Source organism: Ruminiclostridium herbifermentans (assembly GCF_005473905.2).
GTDB lineage: Bacteria > Bacillota > Clostridia > Acetivibrionales > DSM-1351 > Ruminiclostridium > Ruminiclostridium herbifermentans.
The window spans coordinates 1,652,344-1,677,139 of record NZ_CP061336.1 but is presented as its reverse complement, the minus strand read 5'-3'; the positions used below and the strand labels follow the sequence as shown (position 1 = coordinate 1,677,139).

Sequence of the window (24,796 nt, the reverse complement as noted above, 5' to 3'; positions counted from 1 at the left end):
CCTCTCTCTTATTTGAGATGGCAAAATCTTTATTAGTTTCAGCGTGCCACTTTGTTCTCGCTAAATCCCTGCATAAAACAAAAAGTTCCACAAAGTTTTAAACTCTGTGAAACTCTTTATTTCGTGGTGCGGATGAAGAGACTTGAACTCCCACGGTCGCCCACTGGAACCTAAATCCAGCGCGTCTGCCAATTCCGCCACATCCGCACGAGCAAGATTAATTATAAATACATATATATGTTTTGTCAACACCAAATTAATAAAAATTTTAAATTTAAATAAATATTTCTCTCATTTACTATCCTTATCTCAGTTTTTTGCAACATTGCAAATTAAACTTTTCTTATATTATTAACAAAGTTAACAAGTTCAACTTCCCTGCTCAAAATCAGAAGTGAGCCTTCTATTATTTCGTTAATTCAACCGTTGATTTGATAAAATACTCGTTTTCCTTAGCTAAATCTATCTCCACAAAATTTAATTTTTTACTGCCATCTGCATTAAAAACTAATCTTACAATTGGTCTTGTTGGTAAATATTTATTAGTATCAACAACTATCCCTTTTTCACCATTATTAAGGATTACACCAGTACCAACAGGAAATGGCGGTATTATCTTTGTAAAGCAGCGTAATACTTCTGAATCAAGAGATGAAGCCGCTATCACAGTCAAGTAATCTATGGCTTGAATTGTACTTATTTTTTTTCTGTATATTCTATCTGAAGTTAAGGCATCAAATATGTCAGCAACCGCAACAATCCTCGAATAAAGGTGTATTTCATTTTGCTTCAGTCCTTTATTATATCCATTTCCATCAAATCGTTCATGATGGCATAATGCAACCATAGCGGATTTATCACTAATTTGGGGCATTGTTTTCAAAATGTTGTATCCAAATATAGAATGCTGTTTTATAACTTCATACTCTTCGTCTGTAAGAGCAGAATTTTTTTGAAGAATTTCTGGTGGTATTAAGACCTTTCCAATGTCATGTAAAAGTGCGCCAATTCCTAATTCTATCAATTCGTCATAGTTTAATTTTAACTCAATGCCTGTAGCAATTGACAATACACATACATTAACACTATGTAAAAAGGTATAATTATCACAAGACTTTATATCCATTAAATTAATAATAATATCATCTAAAGACAAAATTTCATTTACTATTTTATTAACAACTTCAAATACTTTATCTGAATTAAGCTTATCACCAAAATAATAAGCATCCATCGTGCTCTTTACAATTTCAATAGCTTCTAATCTAGTTTGTTCTTCGATTATATCTCTTACAACAATATCTTTTGATATGTCATCTTCAATATATATCTCTGTAATACCTAAACCAATTAGTCTATTAATATAAGAAGCTGTAAGCCGAGCACCAGCCTCAAGTAAAATTTTTGAATCATTATATATGATTGCTTTTCCAACAACCATTCCAGCCTTGCAATTTAAAATATTAATTTTTCTCATTATTTCCTCTTAAATTTATTATGCCGTTTTATACATTCGGTGTGCTACTATACATAATTATTTTACAGAATAAGCTTCTTAGTATAATACATGAGCATAATAAATAATATATCGATTAAATAAATACATTTTCATCATAATTATACTTATTATCCTAAACACTAGCAACATAATTTTACTATTTTCAAACTTTTTTAATATTTTACAAATGTATTTTTTTTATGTATACTTTTAACTATAAATTATTTTAAAATATTAACCATATATATTCTTACCATATTTTATTATTTTTATAGGAGCAATTTTATATATGATAATTCCTATTGTTGTGACCTTAGCAATCTTGCTGCTTGTATATATGCGAATAGAAGCATCTTTACTGAATAAAAGTTTTATTAATTTCAGTTCAGCCCGCAAGGGACTCAAAATTGCTCATATTTCAGATTTGCACGTAAGAAAGCTATATATCTCATCAAAAAGAATTAAAGCTTCTTTAGCCCAAATTAGCCCTGATATAATAATTATGAGCGGGGATTACATTGAGAGCAAAAAAGATATTCCAAAGTTTATTTCCCTATTAAAGGAAATTAATAGTGTCTGTCAGGTTTACCTATCCCTTGGAAATCATGACCATAAGGCTTTTAATCATGACATGACAAAGATAACTTCTTTTATTGATACGATACAAGAAACTGGTACAATAGTTCTGCTTAATTCCAGTATTAGCCTAGAAAAAAATAGTACTATATACAACCTTATTGGAATTGATGACCTGCGACATGGCAAACCAGATATAGAAAAAGCCTTCAAATCAATTGCTCCTTCTTTTGGCAGCAATTGTATAAATATAGCTTTCTCCCATAATCCTGATATGCTTTTTAATCTTCCGAAAGATAAAGTAGATTACTTTCTATGCGGGCATTTTCATGGCGGCCAAATATGGATGCCCTTTGGTTTAGAATTCAAAATAATGAGGAATGAAAAACTCTGTAAAATGGGATATAAAAGAGGAGCACACAAAATTAACGGAATAAATATATATATAAACCGTGGATTAGGAAACGTTGTGTTCCCATTTAGATTCCTTTCAAAGCCTGAAATTGCAGTAATACAACTGCCATAAGAATAACTTTTACTATTTTGAAAGCATAGCTTATACTAACTAGCAAATTAATTCAATAAATTAGTATAACCATTCTTATATAACTAAATTTTCTTAGCAATCCACTAATAATCGCAACTCGCAAATATATCAAGTAAAGGCATATCAAAATTATTGCAAAGAAAATCACAATATTTTTTGCTATACCTTTACCTGTTGTGTAAACATCATTAGAATCAGTGCTATTTCATTGAGGCAAAAGATATCCTCATTGCCTTAAGTCCATGGCAGCACCTGCCCCACACTTATAGAATTTGAGACATCTATTTGCCTCACAACAATACATAGAATAAATACAAAATTTTTCGATGCAGAAAAATATGCACCTTCAAAAAACTACTTGTGACCTTTTGGCTCGAAAATGCACCTAGTTGGTACATACTTTGTTTCGAACTATTACATTGAGCGCCATTTCATTGAGGCAAAAAATATCCTAAACTTCTTAAATTCAAAGCAGTGCCTGCCACTCACTTATAGAAATAATAGAAATCTTCTTGCCTCAATATAGTGAATTCAACCAACTGAATTTTAAAGTAATGGCTTTATAACATCTAATACATTACTCTTTAATGTATCCAGTCTTGCTTGTGACAATTCCAATGTTTTGTCAGATACACCATAGTATATCTTAATCTTAGGTTCAGTTCCTGATGGTCTTACGCAGAACCAAGAACCATCTTCCATTTCGTAATAAAGAACATCAGAAACAGGTAAATTAATTTTTTCAGTAGTTCCATCTGCTATAATATATCTTTCGGACTTTTCATAATCTCTGATAGCCTTTACATTTAATGCACCAAACTTCTTATATTTTGCTTCGCGCATAGTTGCCATTGCTGCTTTGATTTTCATTAAGCCATCTTTACCCTCAAGAGTAAATGAGTTAACTCCTTCAAGTGAATATCCATATTTCTCAAATAAGTTTATTAAAGCCTCATATAGAGTTATTCCCTTAGCCTTGTAATATGCAGCCATTTCAGCTATTAACATTGAAGCTACAACCGCATCCTTGTCTCGAACATCTGTACCTGCTAAGTAGCCATAGCTTTCCTCAAAGCCAAACAAATATTTCTGATTGCCTTGCTCATCTCTCAGCTTTATTTGCTCGCCAATAAATTTGAAGCCTGTAAGAACTTCCACAAGTTCTACATTATAATACTTTGCAATAGCCCTTGTAAGTTCTGTTGTAACAATAGTTTTAACAACAAAACCATTGCTAGGCAGCTTACCTGTTTCTTTCATGGCAGATAACATATACTCTAACAATAAGCAGCCTGTCTGATTGCCTGTTAATGTAGCATATTCTCCATCATTCTTTCTTACTACCACACCAACTCTGTCACTATCAGGGTCAGTACCCACTATTAAATCAACATTGTTCTCTGAAGCAAGCTTGATAGCTAGTTCAAAAGCAGACCTTTCTTCGGGATTAGGTGATTTAACTGTTGAGAATTCAGAGTCAGGAAGTTCCTGTTCCTTAACAACTAACACGTTTTTAAAACCATTTTCAGAAAGAATTCTTCTAACTGGTTTATTTCCAGATCCATGTAACGGTGTGTAAACTATTTTGAAGCTGTCGCCTACTTTTTCTGCTGCATCACTATTAATACAAAGAGTTTTAAGCATAGCAATATATGCATCATCTACTTTGCTTCCTATAATCTCCAGCAGACCCTTTTCTATTGCTTCTTCCTTTGAAATTATGTTAACCATTGTTATATCAGCAATTGAATTGATTTCTGATATTACTGCATTTGAGCCATCTATTGATAATTGCCCTCCATCCTCGCCATATACCTTATAGCCATTATATTGCTTTGGATTATGACTTGCAGTAACAACAACACCAGCTGCTGCTTTTAAGTATCTTACAGCAAAGGATAACTGAGGAGTAGGTCTTAATTCATCAAATAAATAAGCTTTAATTCCATTTGCACAGAAAACCTTGGCTGCTTCTAAAGAAAACTCAGGAGACATAAATCTTGAGTCATACGCTATAACAATACCTTTGTCTTGTTTTCCAAGCTTGTTAATATAGTTTGCAAGACCTTGTGACGCAACTCTTACAGTGTATATATTCATTCTGTTTGTACCAGCACCTATAATCCCTCTTAGACCGCCAGTTCCAAACTCTAAGCTTTTGTAGAATCTATCTTCTACTTCTTTAGGATCGTTTTTTATTGATAAAAGTTCATCTTTCGTGTCCTGATCAAAATAATCATTTTCTAACCAAAAATTTAGTTTTGCAAAACTATCCATAATTCTTTAGCACCCTCCTAAAATATCTTTTACATAAATTAACATTTTCCCCGAGCCTCTGCTCATCAACAGACCACCACAATGTGAACATTATTTTAACCACAAAACTACTGTGGTGGGTACTCAAAAATAAAACAATTTTTACCGCTTAGAATATACTATAGATTTCTAGTATATCATAAAACTTTACAATTTCAATTATTCAATCTACATAATATAATATATTATTTAATATTTAAAAATATATATTATTAACACCTGTGCTATAATCTACAGACCCATTGCTTTATTCAGTGCAGATTTAAAGTATTTTGTCAGTATCTTGACCACATTGCCCACTAGTATTGCTGAGATGATTGTTCCGATACCAATGCTACCGAAAGCATGCAAGACAATCAGGCAGGTACCCAGAGATATTATAACCATTGTGACATCACCAATGACCTTCAGAGTGGCAAACCTTAAACTCGTGACTTGTGTAATTGCTATCAAAACTCCTTCTGTCGGAAGAGGTATTAATTCGGATGAGACATATAGGAATACTCCAATTGCAACGATGACCGTACTTATAAGTGCCAAAATGAGTTTTATGACAAAGCTTGAAGGATCGGGAATTTGTTGAACCAGCTTGACACAGAATGTCATGAATAACCCGAATACTATACTGACCGGAATTTGAAAAAGGTTTATTGCTTTATATTTCTTTCGCAAAATGGGGATTTCAAGCAATGCTGCAACAATGGAAAAGATTGTTGTCGTAAGTCCTAGTTCCATGCCAGATACAACTGTTATAGTATATGGAACAGAACTGATTGGGGATACTCCAAGCACTGATTTAACAGATACTGCCACCCCTAGAGTCATTATTAGCATTCCACCAAAATAGCATAACAATCGTATACTCATTTTGCCTTTGGTCTTCATTATTTTTCACCTTAATTCCACAAATTTTATTGTTCACTTAACCAACCATTTGTACATGTTGCCACATCAGATAACAGTTACTACTAATAGCTAAAACAAACCTATTTTTGATAGTATAGTTGCAGCTATAACAGTAACTAAACCTGCGAGCCCAATAGCTAATCCACTCATAGCACCTTCAGTTTCACCCATTTCAACTGCCTTGGTTGTACCCAAGGCATGTGCTGAAGTCCCAATAGCTAACCCCTTTGCAGTTTTGTCAGTTATTCTGCATACCTTTAAAACCCACTGTGCAAACACAGCTCCCACAATGCCTGTAATTATAATGGCTGCAACTGTCACAGAGGGTATTCCTTCTAGCTGATTTGAGAGTTCTATCCCTAAGGGTGTAGTTATGGACTTTGGAATAAGGGAAGCTAATAATTCCTTTGGCATTTGGAATACCTTTGCAAGCCCCCAAACACTAAAGATAGCCGTAATGCTGCCCACAAAAACCCCGCATAAAATAGCAATATAATCCTTTTTAAGAGAATTAATATTCTTGTATAAAGGCACAGCCAATATAACAGTGGCTGGTGTTAAAAACATAGATATAAAATCCCCGCCGCTTTTATAATCCTCAAGAGGAATATCCAGTACAATCAATGTACAAATTACCAATGCTATAGCTATCATAAGAGGATTTAGGAAAGCTATCTTGGTTTTTTTATTAATAAAAATGCCTATTTCATAAGCAAGTATAGATATAAGCAATGCAAAAATTGGTGTAGCAAATATCTCCTTCATAAACATGCCTCACCCAGTCTTTTTATAAAAATAACAAGGAACTAAGGATTCCTTGAAAGTACTGGAATTAGCTACCACTCCTTTTCTATTGTTTTATTTGCCTTCTAAAATAAAAGTTCAGCAAACTTAGCTTATACCAAAAAACACCATCAGTAAGTGATTGGTACTAGCACAATTCACGCTAAGTTTTTTGCTGTATCACACATTCAACATCGATGGTTCATATTGTGCTATGAACTGTTTCAAAACAAGAAATATATAATCAACAGTAAAATGCTAAATAGAGTACTCCCGTGCAATATATATCTATTGCTCGCTCGCGTACTATTTCATGTAATAAGACATCAGTATAAAGAAAATATTTTTTGCAACAGCCCATTCATCAAAAAATTTAGAACTTGCTGACTAGCTCTAATCATACATGAATACTGTTTTCATGACTTAATAATACAAAAATTATGCATCCTGCACATAAGCTTTTCTATTTAGCCAACTCATGAAATTATTTGTTAATTTTTCCTTTAATAGCCTGCACAGTCCACCCTGTTATAACCATTACAAGAAATGTAGTGGCAAAGCAAATAACTAATATGGGCAGCAAATTTTCCTTTATGATACCAGCGTATGCTATTAATCCTACCCCAGCAGGAATGAAAAAGAATGCTAAATGATCTAATAGGAATTTGCTAATCTCCTCTATCATTTCCAGCTTTATTAGTCCAAATAGCAAGCAAATAAAAAGCAATATCATACCAATGATACTGCCTGGAAGCGGTATATGCACCACTCTATTCAAAACTTCTCCAACCACACATATAATCAGTATAATCAAAAACTGTCTAAGAAATTTCATTCCATTTTCTCCTTAAGTTCAGCAATCTTATCCCTCAAAGCTGCTGCCTTCTCAAATTGTAAATCTCTCGCAGCCTGTTTCATTTCCTTTTGAAGCTTTGCTATTAGTTCTTCTATCTGTTCTGCAGACATAATTTCATTATTATCATCAACAGTATAATTCCCTTGCTCCTCTGCAGCCTTTGTTGCTTCAATAAGGTCACGTACAGACTTTTTAACAGTAGTAGGAACAATTCCATACTTTTTGTTATAATCCATCTGAATCTGACGTCTTCTATTAGTTTCGCTTATTGCTCTTTGCATTGAACCAGTTATACTGTCGGCATACATAATAACCTTACCCTCAGAATTTCTGGCAGCCCTTCCTATTGTTTGAATTAGTGAGGTTTCAGAACGCAAAAAGCCCTCCTTGTCAGCATCTAATATTGCAACAAGCGTAACTTCTGGTAAATCTAAGCCCTCTCTTAATAAATTAATACCTACTAAAACATCAAACTCCCCAAGACGTAAGTCTCTAATTATCTCCATTCTTTCAAATGTAGCAACATCTGAATGCATATACTTTACTCTTATATCAAGCCCCTTCATGTACTCAGTTAAATCCTCAGCCATTTTTTTGGTAAGAGTTGTAACAAGAACTCGTTGATTTTTCTCTACTCTTAAGTTAATTTCACCAATCAAATCGTCAATCTGTCCTTTAACTGGTCTAACAATAACCTCGGGATCTATTAGTCCCGTTGGTCTTATAATCTGCTCAACTATTTGTGTAGAATGTTCTTTTTCGTAAGTAGCCGGAGTTGCACTTACATATATAACTTGATTTATCTTTTGTTCCCACTCAGAAAATTTAAGTGGTCTGTTATCAAATGCAGATGGCAATCTAAAACCATAATTGACTAGAGATTCTTTTCTGGAACGGTCACCATTATACATTGCCCCAACCTGCGGAACTGTAACATGGGATTCATCAATAAAAAGCAAATAATCATCAGGAAAGTAATCCATCAGCGTAAACGGAGGACTTCCAGGTTCTCTTCCGCTAATATGTCTTGAATAATTCTCTATTCCTTGACAAAAGCCCAATTCAGACATCATCTCTAAATCATATCTTGTTCTTTGTTCAATTCTTTGCGCCTCAAGGAGTTTTCCCTCCATTTTAAACTGCTCAATTCTCTCTTCTAATTCCTTTTCTATTGTAACAATAGCTCTATCCATTTTTGGCTTGGTGGTTGCATAGTGAGATGCAGGAAAAATAGCAATATGATTCCTTGTTCCAATAATTTCACCAGTTAAATAATCCACCTCTGTTATTCTCTCTATTTCATCACCAAAAAACTCCACTCTAAGCACCATTTCAGAACTATTAGCTGGAAAAATCTCTAAAACATCTCCTCTTGCCCTAAAACGTCCTCTTCTAAAATCAATCTCATTTCTTTCATACTGTATGTCAATAAGCTTTCTTAAAACTTCATCCCTGTCCTTTTGCATACCAACTCTAAGAGATATCATCAAATCTGTGTAATCTTCCGGATCACCCAAGCCATATATGCAAGAAACACTGGCAACGATAATAACATCCCTTCGTTCAAATAATGCAGCAGTTGCAGAGTGACGCAATTTATCTATCTCTTCATTAACAGATGAATCCTTTTCAATATACGTGTCAGTGGCTGCAATATAAGCCTCTGGTTGATAGTAGTCATAATAGCTTACAAAGTACTCCACTACATTGTTAGGAAAAAATTCTCTAAATTCACTGCAAAGCTGTGCAGCAAGAGTCTTGTTATGAGCCATAATCAAAGTAGGCTTTTGAACCTTCTCAATGACCTTTGCCATAGTATAGGTTTTTCCTGAACCAGTTACTCCAAGCAGTGTTTGGTGCTTTATACCATCAAGTATCCCCTTGCTAAGCCTTTCAATTGCTTGCGGCTGATCGCCCTTTGGACTATAATCAGAAATAACTTCAAATTTATTCATAAAAACCTCGTTCTACTTTTACAATTTTATTTTACATTTTATTTAAAAAAACATATGCTCAAGGAATATTTTAATGCCTATAGCAATTAATATTATTCCACCAACAACTCCCGCTCTTTTACCCAATAAACTTCCAAACCTTTTGGCAATTAAAACAGCAGTACAGCAAATAATAAATGTAATAGCACCTATAATGCTTATTGAGTAAAAAATATTTACATTGAGTGCAGATAAGCTGACGCCAACGGCCAATGCATCTATACTTGTGGCAATTGCCTGTACCACTAAAAGCTTTAATGTCATTGTTATTAAGTCACAATTCAGTTTATCATCAGAAGTTATTGCTTCGTACAGCATTTTTCCTCCAATAATTGATAACAGTATCAAAGCTATCCAATGATCAAATTGATTAATTACATCTGAAAATGCACTTGCCGCAAAATATCCTGCTAATGGCATAATTGCTTGAAACAATGCAAACATCACTGCCATCTGCAAAATATTTTTAATTGATATTTTTTTTATACATAATGAATTGGATATAGACACCGCTGCCGCATCCATCGAAAGTCCAACTGCTAATAGTATTAGTTCTAAGGTTCCCATATTTTAATTATCCCTCTAATCAAGCACTCTATGCCTGTTTTTTATATATTAGCAAACTCAAACTACTCAAATCCTGTTTACATACTAACGATTTCAAACTATTCGAATTTGGAAGTTAAATATTCTGCGTAATTCCTAGATATATCACTTTAGTAACAATATCAAATGAAAAACAAAATAACTTCATCAAAACAAGTTAGTTTTATGACTTACAAGTTATTTGTAATGTTTAGTATCATTGTAATCTTAAGTATGTCATCATGATTTTTTGATTAAACCATCACTAAAAAATTTATAATATTATAATTAAATGTAAAAATTATAAAAATATTACACAAAAACGGGAACTACTTCACCAAATTGAAATGAGTTCCCACTGTTAAAACACCAAGAATCAATAAATTTCCGGTTGCAGAAAAACTTTATTATATTAGCGGTGCTTCATAGAGGCAAACATATTCTAACAGCCATAAAGCCAAGCAGTACCTGCCACTTTTAGAAACGTATGCCTCTTTTAGGCCTCGTTATATTGCTTGAATTCAATAAAAGATTTCTATTCCAGAAAAATTTGTTACATTGGCAGTGCTTCATAAAGTCAAAAATAATTTAGCAGCCTTAATGCCAAATGTTACCTGCCACTTATAGAAATAAAATCCTCTTTTTTGCCTCTATATAAAGCCCAAGTTATCTACTACTTCCTCTATAACCACTTTTATCCTCTAGGTACAAGCCCTACTTTCCTATAAACCTTTGAAAGAGTTTTTCTTGCAATATAGGCTGCTTTATCAGCATTTTCTTTCAATATTGCGTTTAAGTAATCTTTATTAGCAGAGTATTCATTATATTTTTGTTGAACTGGCTTTAATGTTTCTACAACAGATTGACCAACAACTTCCTTTAAATCACCATATGATTTTCCTTCAAATTCCTTTTCAATTTCACTAATGCTTTTATTTGTTGTTGCTGAATAAATACTTATTAAATTACTTATTCCAGGCTTCTTTTCTACATCATATCTTATTTCACGCTCTGAATCTGTAACCGCCCTCTTAAACTTACGCATAATTGCATCTTCAGAATCCAGCAAAAATACATACGCATTTTCATTCTCATCGGACTTTGACATCTTCTTTTCCGGCTCCTGCAAACTCATTATTTTAGCACCTATCTTAGGAATATATGCTTCTGGAACAACAAAAGTATCACCATAAATACCATTAAACCTTTCAGCAATATCTCTTGTTATTTCAAGATGCTGCTTTTGATCCTGTCCGATTGGTACAAGGTCTGTCTGATATAAAAGAATATCAGCAGCCATAAGTACTGGATATGTGTACAAGCCTGCATTTATATTATCACTATGTTTCTGTGACTTGTCTTTAAATTGAGTCATTCTGTTTAATTCACCAATATATGTGTAGCAATTTAAAATCCACGCCAACTCTGCATGTGCACTAACATGTGACTGAATAAACAAAGTACTCTTTTTAGGGTCTAGTCCACAAGCCATATAAAGTGCTAAAAGATTCAAGCTTCTTTGCCTTAACTCTGCAGGCTTCTGTCTTACAGTAAGTGTATGTAGATCAACTACACAATATAAGCACTCAAATTCATCCTGCATTGGAATCCAATTTTTTATTGCTCCCAAATAATTACCTATAGTAAGATTTCCTGATGGCTGAACACCACTAAAAATCCTCTTTTTCTGTTCTGCTTGCTCCATAAAAACACATCCTTAACCTGAAATTTAGCATAAATATATACTATATAATTACTCTTAACAAATTAATTTGTTAAAAATTCTCATATCAATGATTTTAACATTAATTTATTAGTCTTAACAAGGTATTTTCAATAATTAACGGTTTTTTTCTTTATTCTTATATGAAATAAAAACAATAAAAAATCCAAGCCCACCTATAAGATAATAAATCCCTACTCTTGTTTCACCTGCTGAATATTTTAACATTCCAAAGCAAATCAATACAATAGTAAAAAACGCACTGCCAAAACTCATCATTCTATTAGCATTCATAAAGACAATACCTCAAGTTTAGTTTGTACTCAATTTAAACCTCGCAGTTAGTAACACTGATTAGAGAATTAATCAAGCATTGTAAAAGTTACCATTCATTACGTTGGTCTTCATTTTTTATATCGAAAAGTTCTCTTAATCTTTTATTTTTCTCAATTAACAACATCAAAGGATATCCAAGCAAATAGCAGGCAACAATTTGTCCCCCGCCTACAGAAAGCATTGTCACAAACAGTGGCAATTCATAAAGTATGCTAAGCATAGCCCCAACAATAACTGCATTAATAATTACTGGAGGCAGCGGTGCCAACAGCTTTCTCTTTGGCTTATTATAAGATATTTTATACGTAACATATGCTGCAATCAAAGTTGCTAAGCTGCCAATAACTATGTCCCATATCCCATTTCCTCCAATTATATTTGCTACTACACAACCCACAAACAGACCCGGAATTGCTAAAGGAGTAAAATACGGCAATACAGTAAGTGCTTCAGCAAATCGAATCTGATAAGGTAAAAAGCTAGTAATATAAAATACCAATGTGAGTACTAAATATACTGCGGATATCATAGCTGAAATAGTAAGTAATCTTATTTTTCTATTATTCATAATTTGTTGTTTCATGCCTTTATTAATCACAAGCCCCATAACGCTTCGGCATGAACTATGCCCCCTTTGCTTTTTTGATTTTTAGACATAAGCTGTGACTAAAATCCATAAACAAAAACAAGTTATTATTGGCTGCAACCTAAATGCTTCCCTTATGTATGAGCCAAAAAGGACTTAAATTGGCATGTAACAAATCATTGCTAACAAATGTTAACAAAAAATACTGCCCTGCAAAATGCAGGCAGCCCGCCGTAGTTTTGTTTTAAACGCCTAGATTAAAATAAAATTATTCCAATAAACTTTTCCAATAGATTTTTCTATTAGATTTATTTCCATTGGATTTATTTCCATTGGATTTATTCCATTGGATTTTTCTATTGGATTATTCCATTATAGAAAAATTTATTATTTAATCGGCGTTTATCAAGGTAAAGGATATTCTCACTGTCTTAAAATTAAAACAGTACCCGTCAATTATTGAAGTGATCGATATTTTCTTGCCTCGTTTTAACGCCTAGAATAAAATAAACCCATTTTAGAAAATTTTATTACTTCAGCAGCGTTTATCGAAGCAATAGATATTCTCACCTTTTTAATAACAAAACGGTCCCACAGTGTGAGATATTTTTCTTTCCTCGATAAGACAGGATGGTCACGAACTGTCTAATTATTTTTTGTCAATTATATCATTAATATTTATATAATACAAATAATTATTATAGCATAAACACATCATATCATAGTAATTTACTTAAATTTCAGATATAATTAAAATATGTGAGTAAATTTTTTTACAAAAATAAACATTTATATTTTTATTTTACGGCGCATGCAGGTTAAAATTTGAAGAAATTACACATCATTATAAAGGAGGTGCCCAGTCCATGTCAGTTCTTGATTGTTTTATAAACTTTTATACATGGACGTATATATGAAGATTTTAAATTACGACGTTGCTATTATTGGTTGTGGTATCTCAGGAATATTTGCAGGCTACGAGTTAACAAAGCTAAACCCTCAGCTAAAGGTGTTGATGATCGAGCAAGGAAATACTATATTTGACAGAAATTGTCCTATTGTTGCTAATAAAATAAAAGATTGCGTTAGATGTAAAAGCTGTGACATAATGCGTGGGTTTGGTGGCGCAGGTGCTTTTTCTGATGGCAAATTTAATTTTACAACAGCGTTTGGCGGCTGGTTAAATGATTATCTGGATGATGCCGACGTTATGAAGTTAATCAATTATGTTGATAGTGTCAATGTTGAATTTGGAGCAACTAAAGAAAAGTATTCCACATACACTGATGCAGCTAAAATAATTGAAAAAAAAGCCATTGAAAATGATCTTCATTTATTGCAAGCTGCTGTAAAACATCTTGGAACAGAAAATAATGTAGAGATACTTAAAGGCATGTACAATCATCTTACAAAGCTATTAGAAATCAAGTGCAATACTCAAGTTATAAACATCATGCCTTCACAAGACGGTTATCAATTAGACTTGTATAACGGTGAAAGTATTAATTGTAATTATTTGATTGCTGCACCAGGCAGATCTGGTGCTGAATGGTTCTCTAAGCAATGCAAACAGCTGAAGCTAAATTTGATAAACAATCAGGTTGATATCGGTGTACGTGTTGAGCTTCCTGCAAAAGTATTTGAACATATAACAGATGTAGTTTATGAATCAAAACTAATTTATAGGACAAAGCAATATGGTGATTTGGTGCGTACTTTTTGCATGAATCCTTATGGACATGTTGTATCTGAAAATGTTGACGATATAATCACTGTTAATGGGCACAGCTATACTGACCCTCAGCTTCGAAGTGAAAACACAAACTTTGCCCTGTTAGTAAGCAATAGATTCACCCAACCATTTAATGAACCCTATCAGTATGGCAAGAGGATTGCGTCCCTATCTAACATGCTTGGGGGTGGTGTTCTTGTTCAGAGATTTGGTGACTTGATAAAAGGAAACAGAACAAATGCCCACCGACTTAGCCAGAGCTTTACGCATCCTACATTGAATGCTACTCCAGGAGATTTAAGTCTTGTATTAACTAAAAGGCATCTTGACAATATAATAGAAATGATATACGCATTGGATAAAATAGCACCAGGCACTGCAAACTACGATACTCTTTTATATGGTGTTGAAGTTAAGTTTTATAGTTCAAGACTTGAATTAACTAATGAACTTGAAACACAACTACCTAATATGTTTGCCATCGGTGATGGTGCTGGAGTTACGAGAGGTCTTTCTCAGGCAAGTGCAAGTGGTGTGCATGTTGCAAGAACTATAGCTAATAGAATTAGTAAAAAACCTTTACCAAAATTGAAAAACAGATATTAAATAGTATAATATATATAATTGCCAGGCTCGGTTATAAATTAATGCTAGAAATAGTAGGTTAAGAACTAGTATTTTAGCCGACACAGCAGAAGTAAAGTAGCTGTGATTATAGACCCGAGACAGGATTCCCTTGTCATATGGTCATCGGAAGTGCTTGCTGCACCGAAGCTAATTCAACGTCAATTTCGTGAGTGAACTATAGATATATATTATTAGGGCGTGCTATTTAATGAATTTAACTGTTCTGTACAACATAATATAGCACCTTGTAACAATGTAGACCCAAGCTTTTTCGGCTTTGTATATAATTGTTATAAGGTGCTATTTATTTTTAGCTATATTAAATTTTGGTTAGCCATTCACAAAGCAATATTTATCATAGCATGCTTTGATATGCTCATACACTTATGTATCAAAGGTGTTGCTGCTTCTCGAAATAACCATTATTGTTCTGTATAACTGGTATTTGTATTAATAATGATTTGCTTCTTAACACCATCCCATACTAAGCTAAAATCCAGTGCATTCGCAAGATCCTTGAGTTTAAAATAATTATTTCCATTTATATTGTAAGCTTCTAGATAAATTTCTTCCCCATCAAGATACATTCTAGACCTATTAGTAACGCCCTTTGCATCACCCTTTGTAGTAGGTGGTACAAGTTCCTTACCATCAGAAGTGTAAGTCTTTCCAGGTAAAAGGTCTATTGTCTTTTTAACACTGTCCCAGTATACTTCAAATTCCTTTTTTGAACCTGAAAATGCCTTAGCTAAATCACGTAGCTTGAAATAATTATACCCGTCAATATTATATGAATAAAAAGCAATTTGCTTTCCATTTATAATAACCGTTGGAGTAGCAGGCTTTGCTATAACTTCTCTAACCTCAATAGGTAATAGCGTTGATTCACTTGTTGAAGATGAACTCTCTTTATTTTCAAGTTCATTTACATCTACATATTCATATTCATCTAAAAGATCATCTTTAAATTCATCTAAAAAATCAGGTACATCTTCGAATTCACCTTCAAAGATAACCCAAAGCGGGAAATCATATATTACTTCAGAATTTTTATCAAGGAAAGAAAAGCCTAAATATAAAGGTTCTCTTCCTAATATTTCAAAATACTCGTACAAGTAAGGATTGTATGTAACCCTGCCGTCTTCCAGCTCAGCCTCGAAATCGCCCATCTGGTTAAATGTAGACGTTAACACACTTGAAGTAATGGTGACAGCCTTAGGATCAGTTGTAACAATCTCAAAAAAATCATATGTACCTCTACTATTTGGCTCTGGTTTTTCAACAACAATAGCATATACTGTCCCACCATCTACAGTTATGTCTCTGCCTTCAATAAACCCTGGCACGTATATTTTATACGCTGGATCTAGCCAAAAACTTCCTCATAGTTTGCACTTACAGGAACTACACTAAGACTAGTAATCAAAAAAGTAATTACTAGCATTCTTAACATTGCTCTAAAATTCATAATTTTCCTCCTTATTCTATTATGAAGGTATTCTAACACAGCAGGCTATTTGTTGCAATATGTAGAATTTTATTTTATTTTATCATTTTATGAGTTTTTCTAGTTCTTTAATATAATTGAATTTATTATTTATTTTATCAATTTATCTGTACTAATCCATTTTTAGAATTCTTCATGTACTGCTTAAGGTTTACATATAATTTTTTTAAAATAAAAACACCTTGATACACATAGGAATCAGCTGTACAAGCTCTGTCTCCTATTTAACAAGGTGTTTTTGCATTAAACTTGGATCTTGAATTTTAAACCTTTTCTGGTTCAGGATATTCTACTCCAAAGGTTTCTACTGTAACCTTTTTCATAACCTGTGCTTCTATTGGTTTGTCGTTATAATCTCTCTTTACGCTAACAATTCTGTCGGCCTCTTCAATTCCTTCAATTACTTTTCCAAAGGCTGCGTACTGTCCATCTAGATGAGGAGCTTTTGCAACCATTATAAAGAATTGTGAACCAGCAGAGTTTGGCGCCATAGTTCTTGCCATAGATAAAACGCCCTTATCATGCTTTAAATCGTTTTTGAAACCATTTGCAGTAAATTCACCCTTGATACTGTAGCCTGGTCCGCCCATACCTGATCCTTGTGGATCTCCTCCTTGAATCATGAAACCAGGTATAACTCTGTGAAAAATAACTCCATCATAAAAACCTTTGTTTATAAGTGAAATAAAATTATTCACAGTATTTGGTGCTACATCTGGATAAAGTTCTGCTTTCATTATGTTTCCATTTTCCATTTCAATTGTTACAATAGGATTTTTGCTCATAACTCTGTCTCCTTTTTAATTATATCAATTATAGCTTTACAGCAATAATATTTAACCTAAATACAATACATTAAAAATACTTAGCCCATCTCAACATGAGACATATCACCTTCAAGTATGACCTTGAAATGGTCTTCGCAAGCTTCAACAATGCTTAAACCTGTTCCATAAATAAACGGTTGATTCCATAGCTGTTCTACGGGAAGGGACTTAAATATAATTAAAGTCTACATTATTCAAACTCCTTCCGAGTGCTATAGCACCATCTATACCCTTTTGTGTCAGGTCTGAATCCTTTTGTCCCTGAATTCTCTTTCAACATTCCATTGTGTCTGTCCATGCCGGACAATATATAATCTTAACACATCATTCTCCATTCATACAATTTTATTCTAAATCTAAACTCAATTGGGAATCTCCCTTATCCTCTTCTTTCAAGTAGCATCCAATTGCAGGTATATTCTTTGTCCTATAATAATCCGGATTAGAAAGCTTTCTTTCCTCTAAAGTCTGTACACTCACTAGTGTACTGCCCTTTTTAGAAGTAAGAACCTGTACCCCTTGTGATGCCCTTGTGGTTTTTGAGTTAATTTCTTCAGTATTAAAAACTAGAACCTTTTTAATACTGCTTTGTGCTACTAAGTCTATATCACCTTTTATATACATCATTCTAACTAATGGTGACTCACTGTAATAAGCATTTGCCAGCTTCTTTCTATTTGTCTTAGTAGCGTAGCTTGACATATCAATTTTTGCTCCTTTTCCATTTTCATAGAAAAACAGCATATAACCTTCATAATTATCTGTAGCTGCAATATATACTATCTTTTCATCATTATCCAGACCTAACAGATTTGTAATATATTCTCCTAAACTGCTGGCTTTACAATCAGGTATATCATATATTTTCATTTTGTACACATTGCATTTATTTGAAAACAATAATAAATCTGACTTATTATGAGTTTCCACCTCTTGAATTATTGTGTCATCATCCTTAAGCTTTTGCTCAGAGCTTGATCTAAGAGAAACAAGAGTAATTTTTTTAAGGTAATTATGCTCTGTAAGGAACAGCTTCAAATTGTAGTCCTCAATAAGATGTTCAGTTGTTATCTCTTCAATATGCTCTTCACTGATTATCTCTGTGCGTCTTGGCTGCCCATACTTTTTAGCTACTTCCTTCAGCTGCTTTTGAATAATCTTTTTTATTCTGGCTTCACTTTTGTAAATATCCTCTAAATCTGCTATTTCCTTGATTAAATCTTCAATTTCACTTACCTTGTTTAAAATATATTCTTTGTTTAAATTTCTAAGCTTAATTTCAGCAATAAACTCAGCTTGAATTTGATCTATTTCAAAGCCCTTCATCAAGTTTGGTACAACCAACGCGTCCTGCTCTGTTCCTCTAATTATTGCAATTGCCTTATCAATATCAAGTAATATTTTCTTCAGACCCAGTAATAGATGAAGCTTATCCTTCTTCTTTCCAATATCATAAAAAGTCTGACGTTTTATACATTCTATTCTGAATTTAAGCCACTCATTTAGAATGGTCTTAATTCCCATAACTCTTGGTCTTCCATTTATTAGAATATTAAAATTGCAATTGAAGCTATCTTGTAATGTAGTAAACCTGTAAAGCTTGTTCATTAGAGCATCAGCATCGGTATTTTTCTTGATATCAATTGTAAGCTTCAGCCCACTTAAATCTGTTTCATCTCTAACATCAGTAATTTCCTTAATCTTACCGCTTTTAACCAAATCTATTATCTGGTCCATTATTGCCTCAACTGTAGTTGAATAAGGTATCTCAATTATTTCTATACAGTTGTTGGCTTTGTCAAAATTATACTTTGCACGAACTTTGACGCTACCTCTTCCATTATCATATATTTCCTTGATATCTTTTTCAGAATATATTAATTGACCTCCAGATGAGAAATCAGGCGCCTTTAAATACTCTGTAATATCAATATTCTCATTATCAATAAGAGCAGAAGTTGTTTCGCATATTTCCTTCAAATTGAAGCTGCAAATATTACTAGCCATGCCAACTGCTATTCCTTGATTTGCGTTTACTAAAATATTGGGATATGTAGTTGGTAATAAAACTGGTTCCTTCATGGTACTATCATAATTATCCATAAAGTCAACAGGATTTTTATCTATATCTTTGAATATTTCTTCACATATCTTATCCAGCTTAGCCTCAGTATATCGAGGAGCGGCAAACTTCATATCTCTTGAAAACTGTTTTCCAAAATTTCCTTTTGAATCAATAAAGGGATGAAGCAGAGCATTATTCCCCCTTGTTAATCGCACCATAGTTTCATATATTGCCAAATCCCCGTGGGGATTTAGCTTCATAGTTTGACCTACAATATTTGAGGATTTAGTTCTTTGCCCAGTCAGCAGTGACATCTTGTACATGGTATAGAGAAGCTTTCTATGCGAAGGCTTAAATCCATCAATTTCAGGAATAGCTCTTGATACAATAACACTCATAGCATATGGCATATAGTTTGATTCAAGAGTCTCTATTATATTTTGTTCTTCAACTATTATTTTTTTAGGAGTCATGCTTGCCCTCTCTTCTTTCTTAATCAAGTTAATTACTCAACTTTCCATATAAAATCTACCGATATTTAACTGGAAAATCTGAGTTAACACTAAAAAGCTAAAATAATCTATATTTCTATATTTATAATACGCTTATTTCTAAACTTATTTTCTGTTAACATTTACCATATTACAATATACATCAAATACTTTGATAAATTAAAAACTATATATTTCCTTCCAGCTTGATACTAGGCAGTCTGGTTAAAATCACATAAGTTAAAATCATATAAATTAGCGGATAAAATTCTTTATGTCAGCTTACATCAATCATATCTAAATATTTGCTTCCATTTTCCTCAATAAATTGTTTTCTTCCAAGTAAATTATCACCCAACAATACATCAAACATTTGACTGGTAGCTTCAACATCTGCTGGCATAACCTTTATTAATCTCCTTGTTTCAGGGTTCATGGTTGTAAGCCACATCATCTCCGGCTCATTTTCACCAAGTCCTTTTGACCGCTGTATTGTATATTTATTTCCTTCAAGTTTGGCTAAAATATCAGCCTTTTCTTTTTCCGAATATGCAAAATATGATTTCCCCTTGCACGTAATTTCAAACAATGGAGATTCAGCAATATAGACCTTTCCCTCTTTTAATAGTGTAGGTGCCACTCTATATATCATAGTTAATATAAGTGTTCTTATCTGAAAACCATCAACATCTGCATCTGTACATATAATAATTTTGCTCCATCTAAGGTTGTCCATATCAAATGTATTTAAGTCCTTGTTATGCTTTGATTTTATTTCAACACCGCAGCCAAGAACCTTTAGCAAATCTGTGATAATTTCACTTTTAAATATTCCATCGTAATCGGCTTTCAAACAATTGAGAATTTTACCCCTAACAGGCATAATAGCTTGAAATTCTGCATCACGACCTAGCTTACAAGAGCCTAACGCAGAGTCTCCCTCTACTATATATATTTCACGTTTAGATACATCCTTTGTTCTGCAATCAACAAACTTCTTTACTCTATTTGATATATCTATATTGCCGCTAAGCTTCTTCTTAATGTTTATTCGAGTTTTTTCAGCTGTTTCACGGCTTCTTTTGTTTACAAGCACCTGTTCAATTATCTTATCACTTTCCACTCTATTTTCAATAAAATAAATCTCCAGCTGCTCTTTTAAGAAGCTTGTCATTGATTCTTGAATAAATTTATTTGTAATTGATTTTTTAGTTTGATTCTCATAGCTTGTAATTGTTGAAAATGAATTGACCACGAGAATTAAACTGTCTTCAATATCAGCAAAAATTATTTTCGCCTCATCTTTATTATATTTTCCTCTTTCTTTTATGCATTTATCAATGGCGTATACCAAAGCATTCTTCACAGCCTTATCGGGTGCACCGCCATATTCCAAAAAGCTTGAATTATGATAATATTCAAGAAGATTTGTTTTATTATTAAAGCAAAAAGCTATTTGCATTTTTACCTTATATTCTGGCTTATCTGCTCTATCTCTGCCTTTGGTAGCAGTTTCATAGAACTGAATTTCTGTGAAGCCATCTTCATTTGAAATCTCTTTAATATAATCAACAATACCATTTTCATAGCTATATACAAAGGACTCTCCCGATTCCTCATCCTTGAGAATAAAACGAAGTCCGGCATTAACAACAGCCTGCTTTTTCAATACTGTTTGAAAATACTCAAGAGGAATATCTATATCTGTAAAGACCTCTAAATCAGGCTTCCATTTCTGTATAGTGGTAGTTTGCTCATATTTGCATTTTTCTTTTTTGAGATCCCCTATATTCTGTCCCTTTTCAAAATGCAATTCATATTTGTATCCATCACGAAACACGGTAACATCAAAGTATTCTGAGCTGTATTGAGTAGCACATGCACCTAATCCATTTAGTCCCAAACTATATTCATAGTTCTCGCCTGAATTGTTTTTATATTTTCCACCTGCATAAAGCTCACAATAGACTAATTCCCAATTGTATCTTTCTTCATTTACATTATAATCCAGAGGGATACCTCTTCCCCAGTCCTGAACCATAATTGATTTATCAGCAAATCTAGTAACCTCTATAACCTTACCATGACCTTCTCGTGCTTCATCAATTGAGTTTGACAAAATTTCGAAGAAAGAATGCTGGCAGCCCTCAAGCCCATCTGATCCAAATATAACACCTGGGCGCAATCTAACTCTATCTGCTCCCTTAAGTGACGAAATACTTTCATTTCCATACTCAGTCTTTCTAGTATCTTTTGTCATTAATTACTCCTCCAAAAATTATTAAAACAAACAACATAATATTACCAAACTAATGTTCGGTTTACAAGACTTTTACCCAACTTTCCCAATGAAAAGTCTATAAATATCTGATTAATCAATAGTTTATTGCATGTATTCAACTTATTTTATTCAAATACTTAACCTATAACACATATATTTAAGTAAAAATAAAATAAAATTAACAACAAAAAATAAACAACATATGTGCTATTATAAGAAATCAATCAGTGCCATTCAATATATTACTACAAAAAGCGCAAATCAACCAGTACCCTTAAGTATTTTCTTTTAAAAAGCAAGTGCTTGACATTTGTAAGTATAATACTATTTCTATTTAAAATATTAGCAATATTTCATATTATGAACTGGCTGCACTAAAAAAACAGGCTGTTTTTAGCCTGCTTTTGATTAATTGGTTTATCATGTAATTAACATAATATTTTTAGGTTCATTGCTTTATCATTGGGTTGTTAATTTATTTCAAGGTGATAATCTGTTTTTCAATTTCCTACAGAATGACTCATCCTTATAGAAAAATCATATGACAACATGTGGAATTTATAATATAATATTTATGCAGCTGGACAACTTGAATTTTATTTATTATGTTCAGCGTAATAACAGTTATGGAGGGTAGCCACATGAAGTTAATGATAACTCAAAAGCAATTAGATGAATTGAGTTCAGAGCAAAAGCAAAACCTTTGTGATTTATGGATTCCAAATTTATACGATGTTGCAGTAGCAACTGTTTGTGTTGACGCTGCTGAAGAAAAGTATGGTCAGATAACTTTTGTAATTGGTGGAATTACAATTTTGAAAAACTATAATCTGCTTCTCCACGATTTAAAATATTTACCAGATCAAAAAATAAGAATATTACAAGATGATAACTCAGAAAGCGATGATTCAGAAAATATAGATGAAAATAGTAACGTTGAAAACGAAGAAAACGATGAAATAAATATAGGAATAAATGTGAATGAAGAAGAGGAAGAAGAGAATATTGACGAAGATTTCTCTTTTGATGAGGATTTTAGTTTTGAATTCCAAAGGCCAGAATCCTTTTTAAAGCATGACTGTTTACCTTTACTTAATATAGGACAAATGATAGACATTCTTTCAAGGAAAAATTATGGTCAATGTAACTTTTCTCTTTCTGTTGCTATTGATGAGGACTACATAGATATTGGGAAAGAGAATTTTGTACAGGACAGCACCTTACTAGAAAACAGCGAAAACGTTGAACTATGCGATGTTTTGTGGAAGGCAGTTAAGGCGTTACTATGACTAGGGTTCGTTTAGAATTTTGTGTAATTATGGTTAACAATAATTTAGCATAAACCACATGCTAACCAATGAATTAAAAAAACACAAATTTATCAAGGTGGGATTATATCAGTTATATATAACCTTGATGGATTTGTGTTTTTAAATTCTCTAAAAAAGTGGGTTATGTTAATTAAACACAGAAAATGAAACATTCTCTGAGCAACTTTTTTAACTAACTAATGCAATTAGTTCAATTTTTATCTTTCGTCAACTTCAACATTCCCAACTCCGCTTTTTAACTCTACTTTTGGGCCGCCACCATTGATATCTTCATCAAAACTTAATTTAATATTGCTGTTTTTCTTTATAAAGCTGCCAGATAAAACACCAATACCCGTATTGGCCTTAAGTGACATCCTAGTGTCCTCTGGAACCTTAAACTGTATATTTCCTGCACCTGTTGAAACCTTAAATGATTCTATATCATATATATTACCATCAAATCTTATATTTCCAGCACCTGTACTAATTTCATTTTTTCCAAGGCTAATAACTTCATCAATATCTATATTTCCAGCTCCCGTATTTAGCTTAAGTTCTGTTGATAAATCGTCGACTTCCACATTTCCTGCACCAGTACTTATATCAACAGCTTTTATTCCTTCTGGCAATGATATAGTATAGTCTATTGTAGCTTGAAATGCTTTATATTCATCCTTGAGCCAATCCCAGAAATCTTTTTTGTTATTTGTTTCAGCAACAATTTTAATCACATTGCCATCTCGTTCTATGACAATATTCATGTTTTCTAAAACTGTATTCTTATCATTTTGAGATGCTCCTCTTGCCTTTTTATCTGCTTCTATTTTTATCTGAGAATCTTCCGACTTTTTAACAATAATATTTCCAGCATCATTATGCAGTACTATTTTTTCTGCATTCTCCCTATCTACTGAAGCAGCAAATTCATCTGATGCTTGGCTGCCTATTTCACTAATAAGATTTGATTTATCTTTTCCTCCAGCAGAAAAAAATTCATACTCCCTTCCATTAATTCTCACACCGCAGCCAGCAGTAAGGCTCAGCATTGCTAAAAGCAACGTTATAGCTAAAATTGACCTATATAACTTTCTCAAAATATTCAACCTCCATTTTATTTTAATAACCTTTACATACATGCATACTTACTAAATGCACTGCAAATCTTTTGTTACTATTTATATACCTATATACTGTAAAAAGTGCATCTTAACTAATTATTCTACAATACTTTTATACGTAAATAATTA

General features: G+C 32.8%; 19 protein-coding genes and 1 tRNA gene. 3 read left to right on the top strand and 17 right to left on the bottom strand.

The window, feature by feature from the left end; genetic code table 11:
* Positions 1–124 precede the first annotated feature (124 nt).
* Positions 125–207: transfer RNA gene (locus EHE19_RS07070), tRNA-Leu, on the bottom strand.
* 199 nt (positions 208–406) lie between these two features.
* Positions 407–1,477, bottom strand: coding sequence for an HD-GYP domain-containing protein (locus tag EHE19_RS07065; protein ID WP_137696603.1), 1,071 nt, complete (start codon positions 1,475–1,477; stop codon positions 407–409).
* 310 nt (positions 1,478–1,787) lie between these two features.
* On the opposite strand from EHE19_RS07065, the gene EHE19_RS07060 reads away from it, so the two are divergent.
* Positions 1,788–2,600 (top strand): metallophosphoesterase, encoded by an 813-nt coding sequence (locus tag EHE19_RS07060; protein ID WP_137696604.1) that lies wholly within the window; start codon positions 1,788–1,790, stop codon positions 2,598–2,600.
* Positions 2,601–3,167: 567 nt separating this feature from the next.
* On the opposite strand, the gene EHE19_RS07055 is transcribed toward EHE19_RS07060, so the two are convergent.
* The 9 genes from EHE19_RS07055 to EHE19_RS07015 form a co-directional block, all read right to left on the bottom strand.
* Positions 3,168–4,898, bottom strand: coding sequence for a phospho-sugar mutase (locus EHE19_RS07055; protein ID WP_137696605.1), 1,731 nt, complete (start codon positions 4,896–4,898; stop codon positions 3,168–3,170).
* 270 nt (positions 4,899–5,168) lie between these two features.
* On the bottom strand, positions 5,169–5,822 hold the full coding sequence (locus EHE19_RS07050; RefSeq protein WP_137696606.1) for a YczE/YyaS/YitT family protein: 654 nt from the start codon (positions 5,820–5,822) through the stop codon (positions 5,169–5,171).
* Positions 5,823–5,912: 90 nt separating this feature from the next.
* Positions 5,913–6,608: an LrgB family protein gene (locus EHE19_RS07045; protein WP_137696607.1), complete on the bottom strand. Its 696-nt coding sequence runs from the start codon at positions 6,606–6,608 to the stop codon at positions 5,913–5,915.
* Between the two features lie 502 nt (positions 6,609–7,110).
* A complete protein-coding gene (locus EHE19_RS07040) occupies positions 7,111–7,461 on the bottom strand; it encodes a CidA/LrgA family protein (protein ID WP_137696608.1) in 351 nt (116 codons plus the stop codon).
* Positions 7,458–9,437, bottom strand: coding sequence for an excinuclease ABC subunit UvrB (uvrB, locus tag EHE19_RS07035; RefSeq protein ID WP_137696609.1), 1,980 nt, complete (start codon positions 9,435–9,437; stop codon positions 7,458–7,460). The genes EHE19_RS07040 and uvrB overlap by 4 nt, the downstream gene beginning before the upstream one ends.
* Before the next feature lie 42 nt (positions 9,438–9,479).
* Positions 9,480–10,043, bottom strand: a complete 564-nt coding sequence (locus EHE19_RS07030) for a manganese efflux pump MntP (protein WP_137696610.1) — start codon at positions 10,041–10,043, stop codon at positions 9,480–9,482.
* 712 nt (positions 10,044–10,755) lie between these two features.
* Positions 10,756–11,766 (bottom strand): tryptophan--tRNA ligase, encoded by a 1,011-nt coding sequence (gene trpS / locus EHE19_RS07025; protein WP_137696611.1) that lies wholly within the window; start codon positions 11,764–11,766, stop codon positions 10,756–10,758.
* A gap of 135 nt (positions 11,767–11,901) precedes the next feature.
* Complete coding sequence (locus EHE19_RS07020) at positions 11,902–12,078, bottom strand: hypothetical protein (protein WP_171003503.1); 177 nt, start codon at positions 12,076–12,078, stop codon at positions 11,902–11,904.
* 88 nt (positions 12,079–12,166) lie between these two features.
* A complete protein-coding gene (locus EHE19_RS07015) occupies positions 12,167–12,688 on the bottom strand; it encodes a QueT transporter family protein (protein ID WP_137696612.1) in 522 nt (173 codons plus the stop codon).
* 931 nt (positions 12,689–13,619) lie between these two features.
* Here EHE19_RS07015 and EHE19_RS07010 point away from each other — a divergent pair.
* Positions 13,620–15,044 (top strand): NAD(P)/FAD-dependent oxidoreductase, encoded by a 1,425-nt coding sequence (locus EHE19_RS07010; protein WP_137696613.1) that lies wholly within the window; start codon positions 13,620–13,622, stop codon positions 15,042–15,044.
* A 443-nt stretch (positions 15,045–15,487) separates the two neighbouring features.
* Here EHE19_RS07010 and EHE19_RS07005 read toward each other — a convergent pair whose 3' ends face one another.
* The 5 genes from EHE19_RS07005 to EHE19_RS06985 form a co-directional block, all read right to left on the bottom strand.
* Entirely contained in the window at positions 15,488–16,411 is a 924-nt protein-coding gene (locus EHE19_RS07005) for a stalk domain-containing protein (protein WP_137696614.1), read from the bottom strand.
* A 424-nt stretch (positions 16,412–16,835) separates the two neighbouring features.
* Positions 16,836–17,357, bottom strand: coding sequence for a peptidylprolyl isomerase (locus EHE19_RS07000; RefSeq protein WP_137696615.1), 522 nt, complete (start codon positions 17,355–17,357; stop codon positions 16,836–16,838).
* Between the two features lie 210 nt (positions 17,358–17,567).
* Positions 17,568–17,666 carry a histidine phosphatase family protein gene (locus EHE19_RS20130; protein ID WP_190530515.1) on the bottom strand — a complete coding sequence of 33 codons (99 nt, stop codon included), beginning with the start codon at positions 17,664–17,666 and terminating at the stop codon, positions 17,568–17,570.
* 78 nt (positions 17,667–17,744) lie between these two features.
* A complete protein-coding gene (locus tag EHE19_RS06990) occupies positions 17,745–19,937 on the bottom strand; it encodes a DNA gyrase subunit A (RefSeq protein ID WP_137696675.1) in 2,193 nt (730 codons plus the stop codon).
* Between the two features lie 295 nt (positions 19,938–20,232).
* Complete coding sequence (locus EHE19_RS06985) at positions 20,233–22,215, bottom strand: DNA gyrase/topoisomerase IV subunit B (RefSeq protein ID WP_137696616.1); 1,983 nt, start codon at positions 22,213–22,215, stop codon at positions 20,233–20,235.
* Positions 22,216–22,877: 662 nt separating this feature from the next.
* Between EHE19_RS06985 and EHE19_RS06980 the strand changes: the two genes are divergently transcribed.
* Positions 22,878–23,525 (top strand): hypothetical protein, encoded by a 648-nt coding sequence (locus tag EHE19_RS06980; protein ID WP_137696617.1) that lies wholly within the window; start codon positions 22,878–22,880, stop codon positions 23,523–23,525.
* A 239-nt stretch (positions 23,526–23,764) separates the two neighbouring features.
* On the opposite strand, the gene EHE19_RS06975 is transcribed toward EHE19_RS06980, so the two are convergent.
* Positions 23,765–24,643 (bottom strand): DUF4097 family beta strand repeat-containing protein, encoded by an 879-nt coding sequence (locus EHE19_RS06975; RefSeq protein ID WP_137696618.1) that lies wholly within the window; start codon positions 24,641–24,643, stop codon positions 23,765–23,767.
* Between the last annotated feature and the right edge of the window lie 153 nt (positions 24,644–24,796).

Coding starts and splice junctions, on each gene's coding strand:
- EHE19_RS07045 (WP_137696607.1), bottom strand. CDS start 6,608: ATGAAGGAGATATTTGCTACACCAATTTTTGCATTGCTTATATCTATA.
- EHE19_RS07055 (WP_137696605.1), bottom strand. CDS start 4,898: ATGGATAGTTTTGCAAAACTAAATTTTTGGTTAGAAAATGATTATTTT.
- EHE19_RS07060 (WP_137696604.1), top strand. CDS start 1,788: ATGATAATTCCTATTGTTGTGACCTTAGCAATCTTGCTGCTTGTATAT.
- EHE19_RS06980 (WP_137696617.1), top strand. CDS start 22,878: ATGAAGTTAATGATAACTCAAAAGCAATTAGATGAATTGAGTTCAGAG.
- EHE19_RS06990 (WP_137696675.1), bottom strand. CDS start 19,937: ATGACTCCTAAAAAAATAATAGTTGAAGAACAAAATATAATAGAGACT.
- EHE19_RS06985 (WP_137696616.1), bottom strand. CDS start 22,215: ATGACAAAAGATACTAGAAAGACTGAGTATGGAAATGAAAGTATTTCG.
- EHE19_RS07050 (WP_137696606.1), bottom strand. CDS start 5,822: ATGAAGACCAAAGGCAAAATGAGTATACGATTGTTATGCTATTTTGGT.
- uvrB (WP_137696609.1), bottom strand. CDS start 9,437: ATGAATAAATTTGAAGTTATTTCTGATTATAGTCCAAAGGGCGATCAG.
- EHE19_RS07040 (WP_137696608.1), bottom strand. CDS start 7,461: ATGAAATTTCTTAGACAGTTTTTGATTATACTGATTATATGTGTGGTT.
- EHE19_RS07030 (WP_137696610.1), bottom strand. CDS start 10,043: ATGGGAACCTTAGAACTAATACTATTAGCAGTTGGACTTTCGATGGAT.
- EHE19_RS07010 (WP_137696613.1), top strand. CDS start 13,620: ATGAAGATTTTAAATTACGACGTTGCTATTATTGGTTGTGGTATCTCA.
- EHE19_RS07065 (WP_137696603.1), bottom strand. CDS start 1,477: ATGAGAAAAATTAATATTTTAAATTGCAAGGCTGGAATGGTTGTTGGA.
- trpS (WP_137696611.1), bottom strand. CDS start 11,766: ATGGAGCAAGCAGAACAGAAAAAGAGGATTTTTAGTGGTGTTCAGCCA.
- EHE19_RS07000 (WP_137696615.1), bottom strand. CDS start 17,357: ATGAGCAAAAATCCTATTGTAACAATTGAAATGGAAAATGGAAACATA.
- EHE19_RS07015 (WP_137696612.1), bottom strand. CDS start 12,688: ATGAATAATAGAAAAATAAGATTACTTACTATTTCAGCTATGATATCC.
- EHE19_RS07020 (WP_171003503.1), bottom strand. CDS start 12,078: ATGAATGCTAATAGAATGATGAGTTTTGGCAGTGCGTTTTTTACTATT.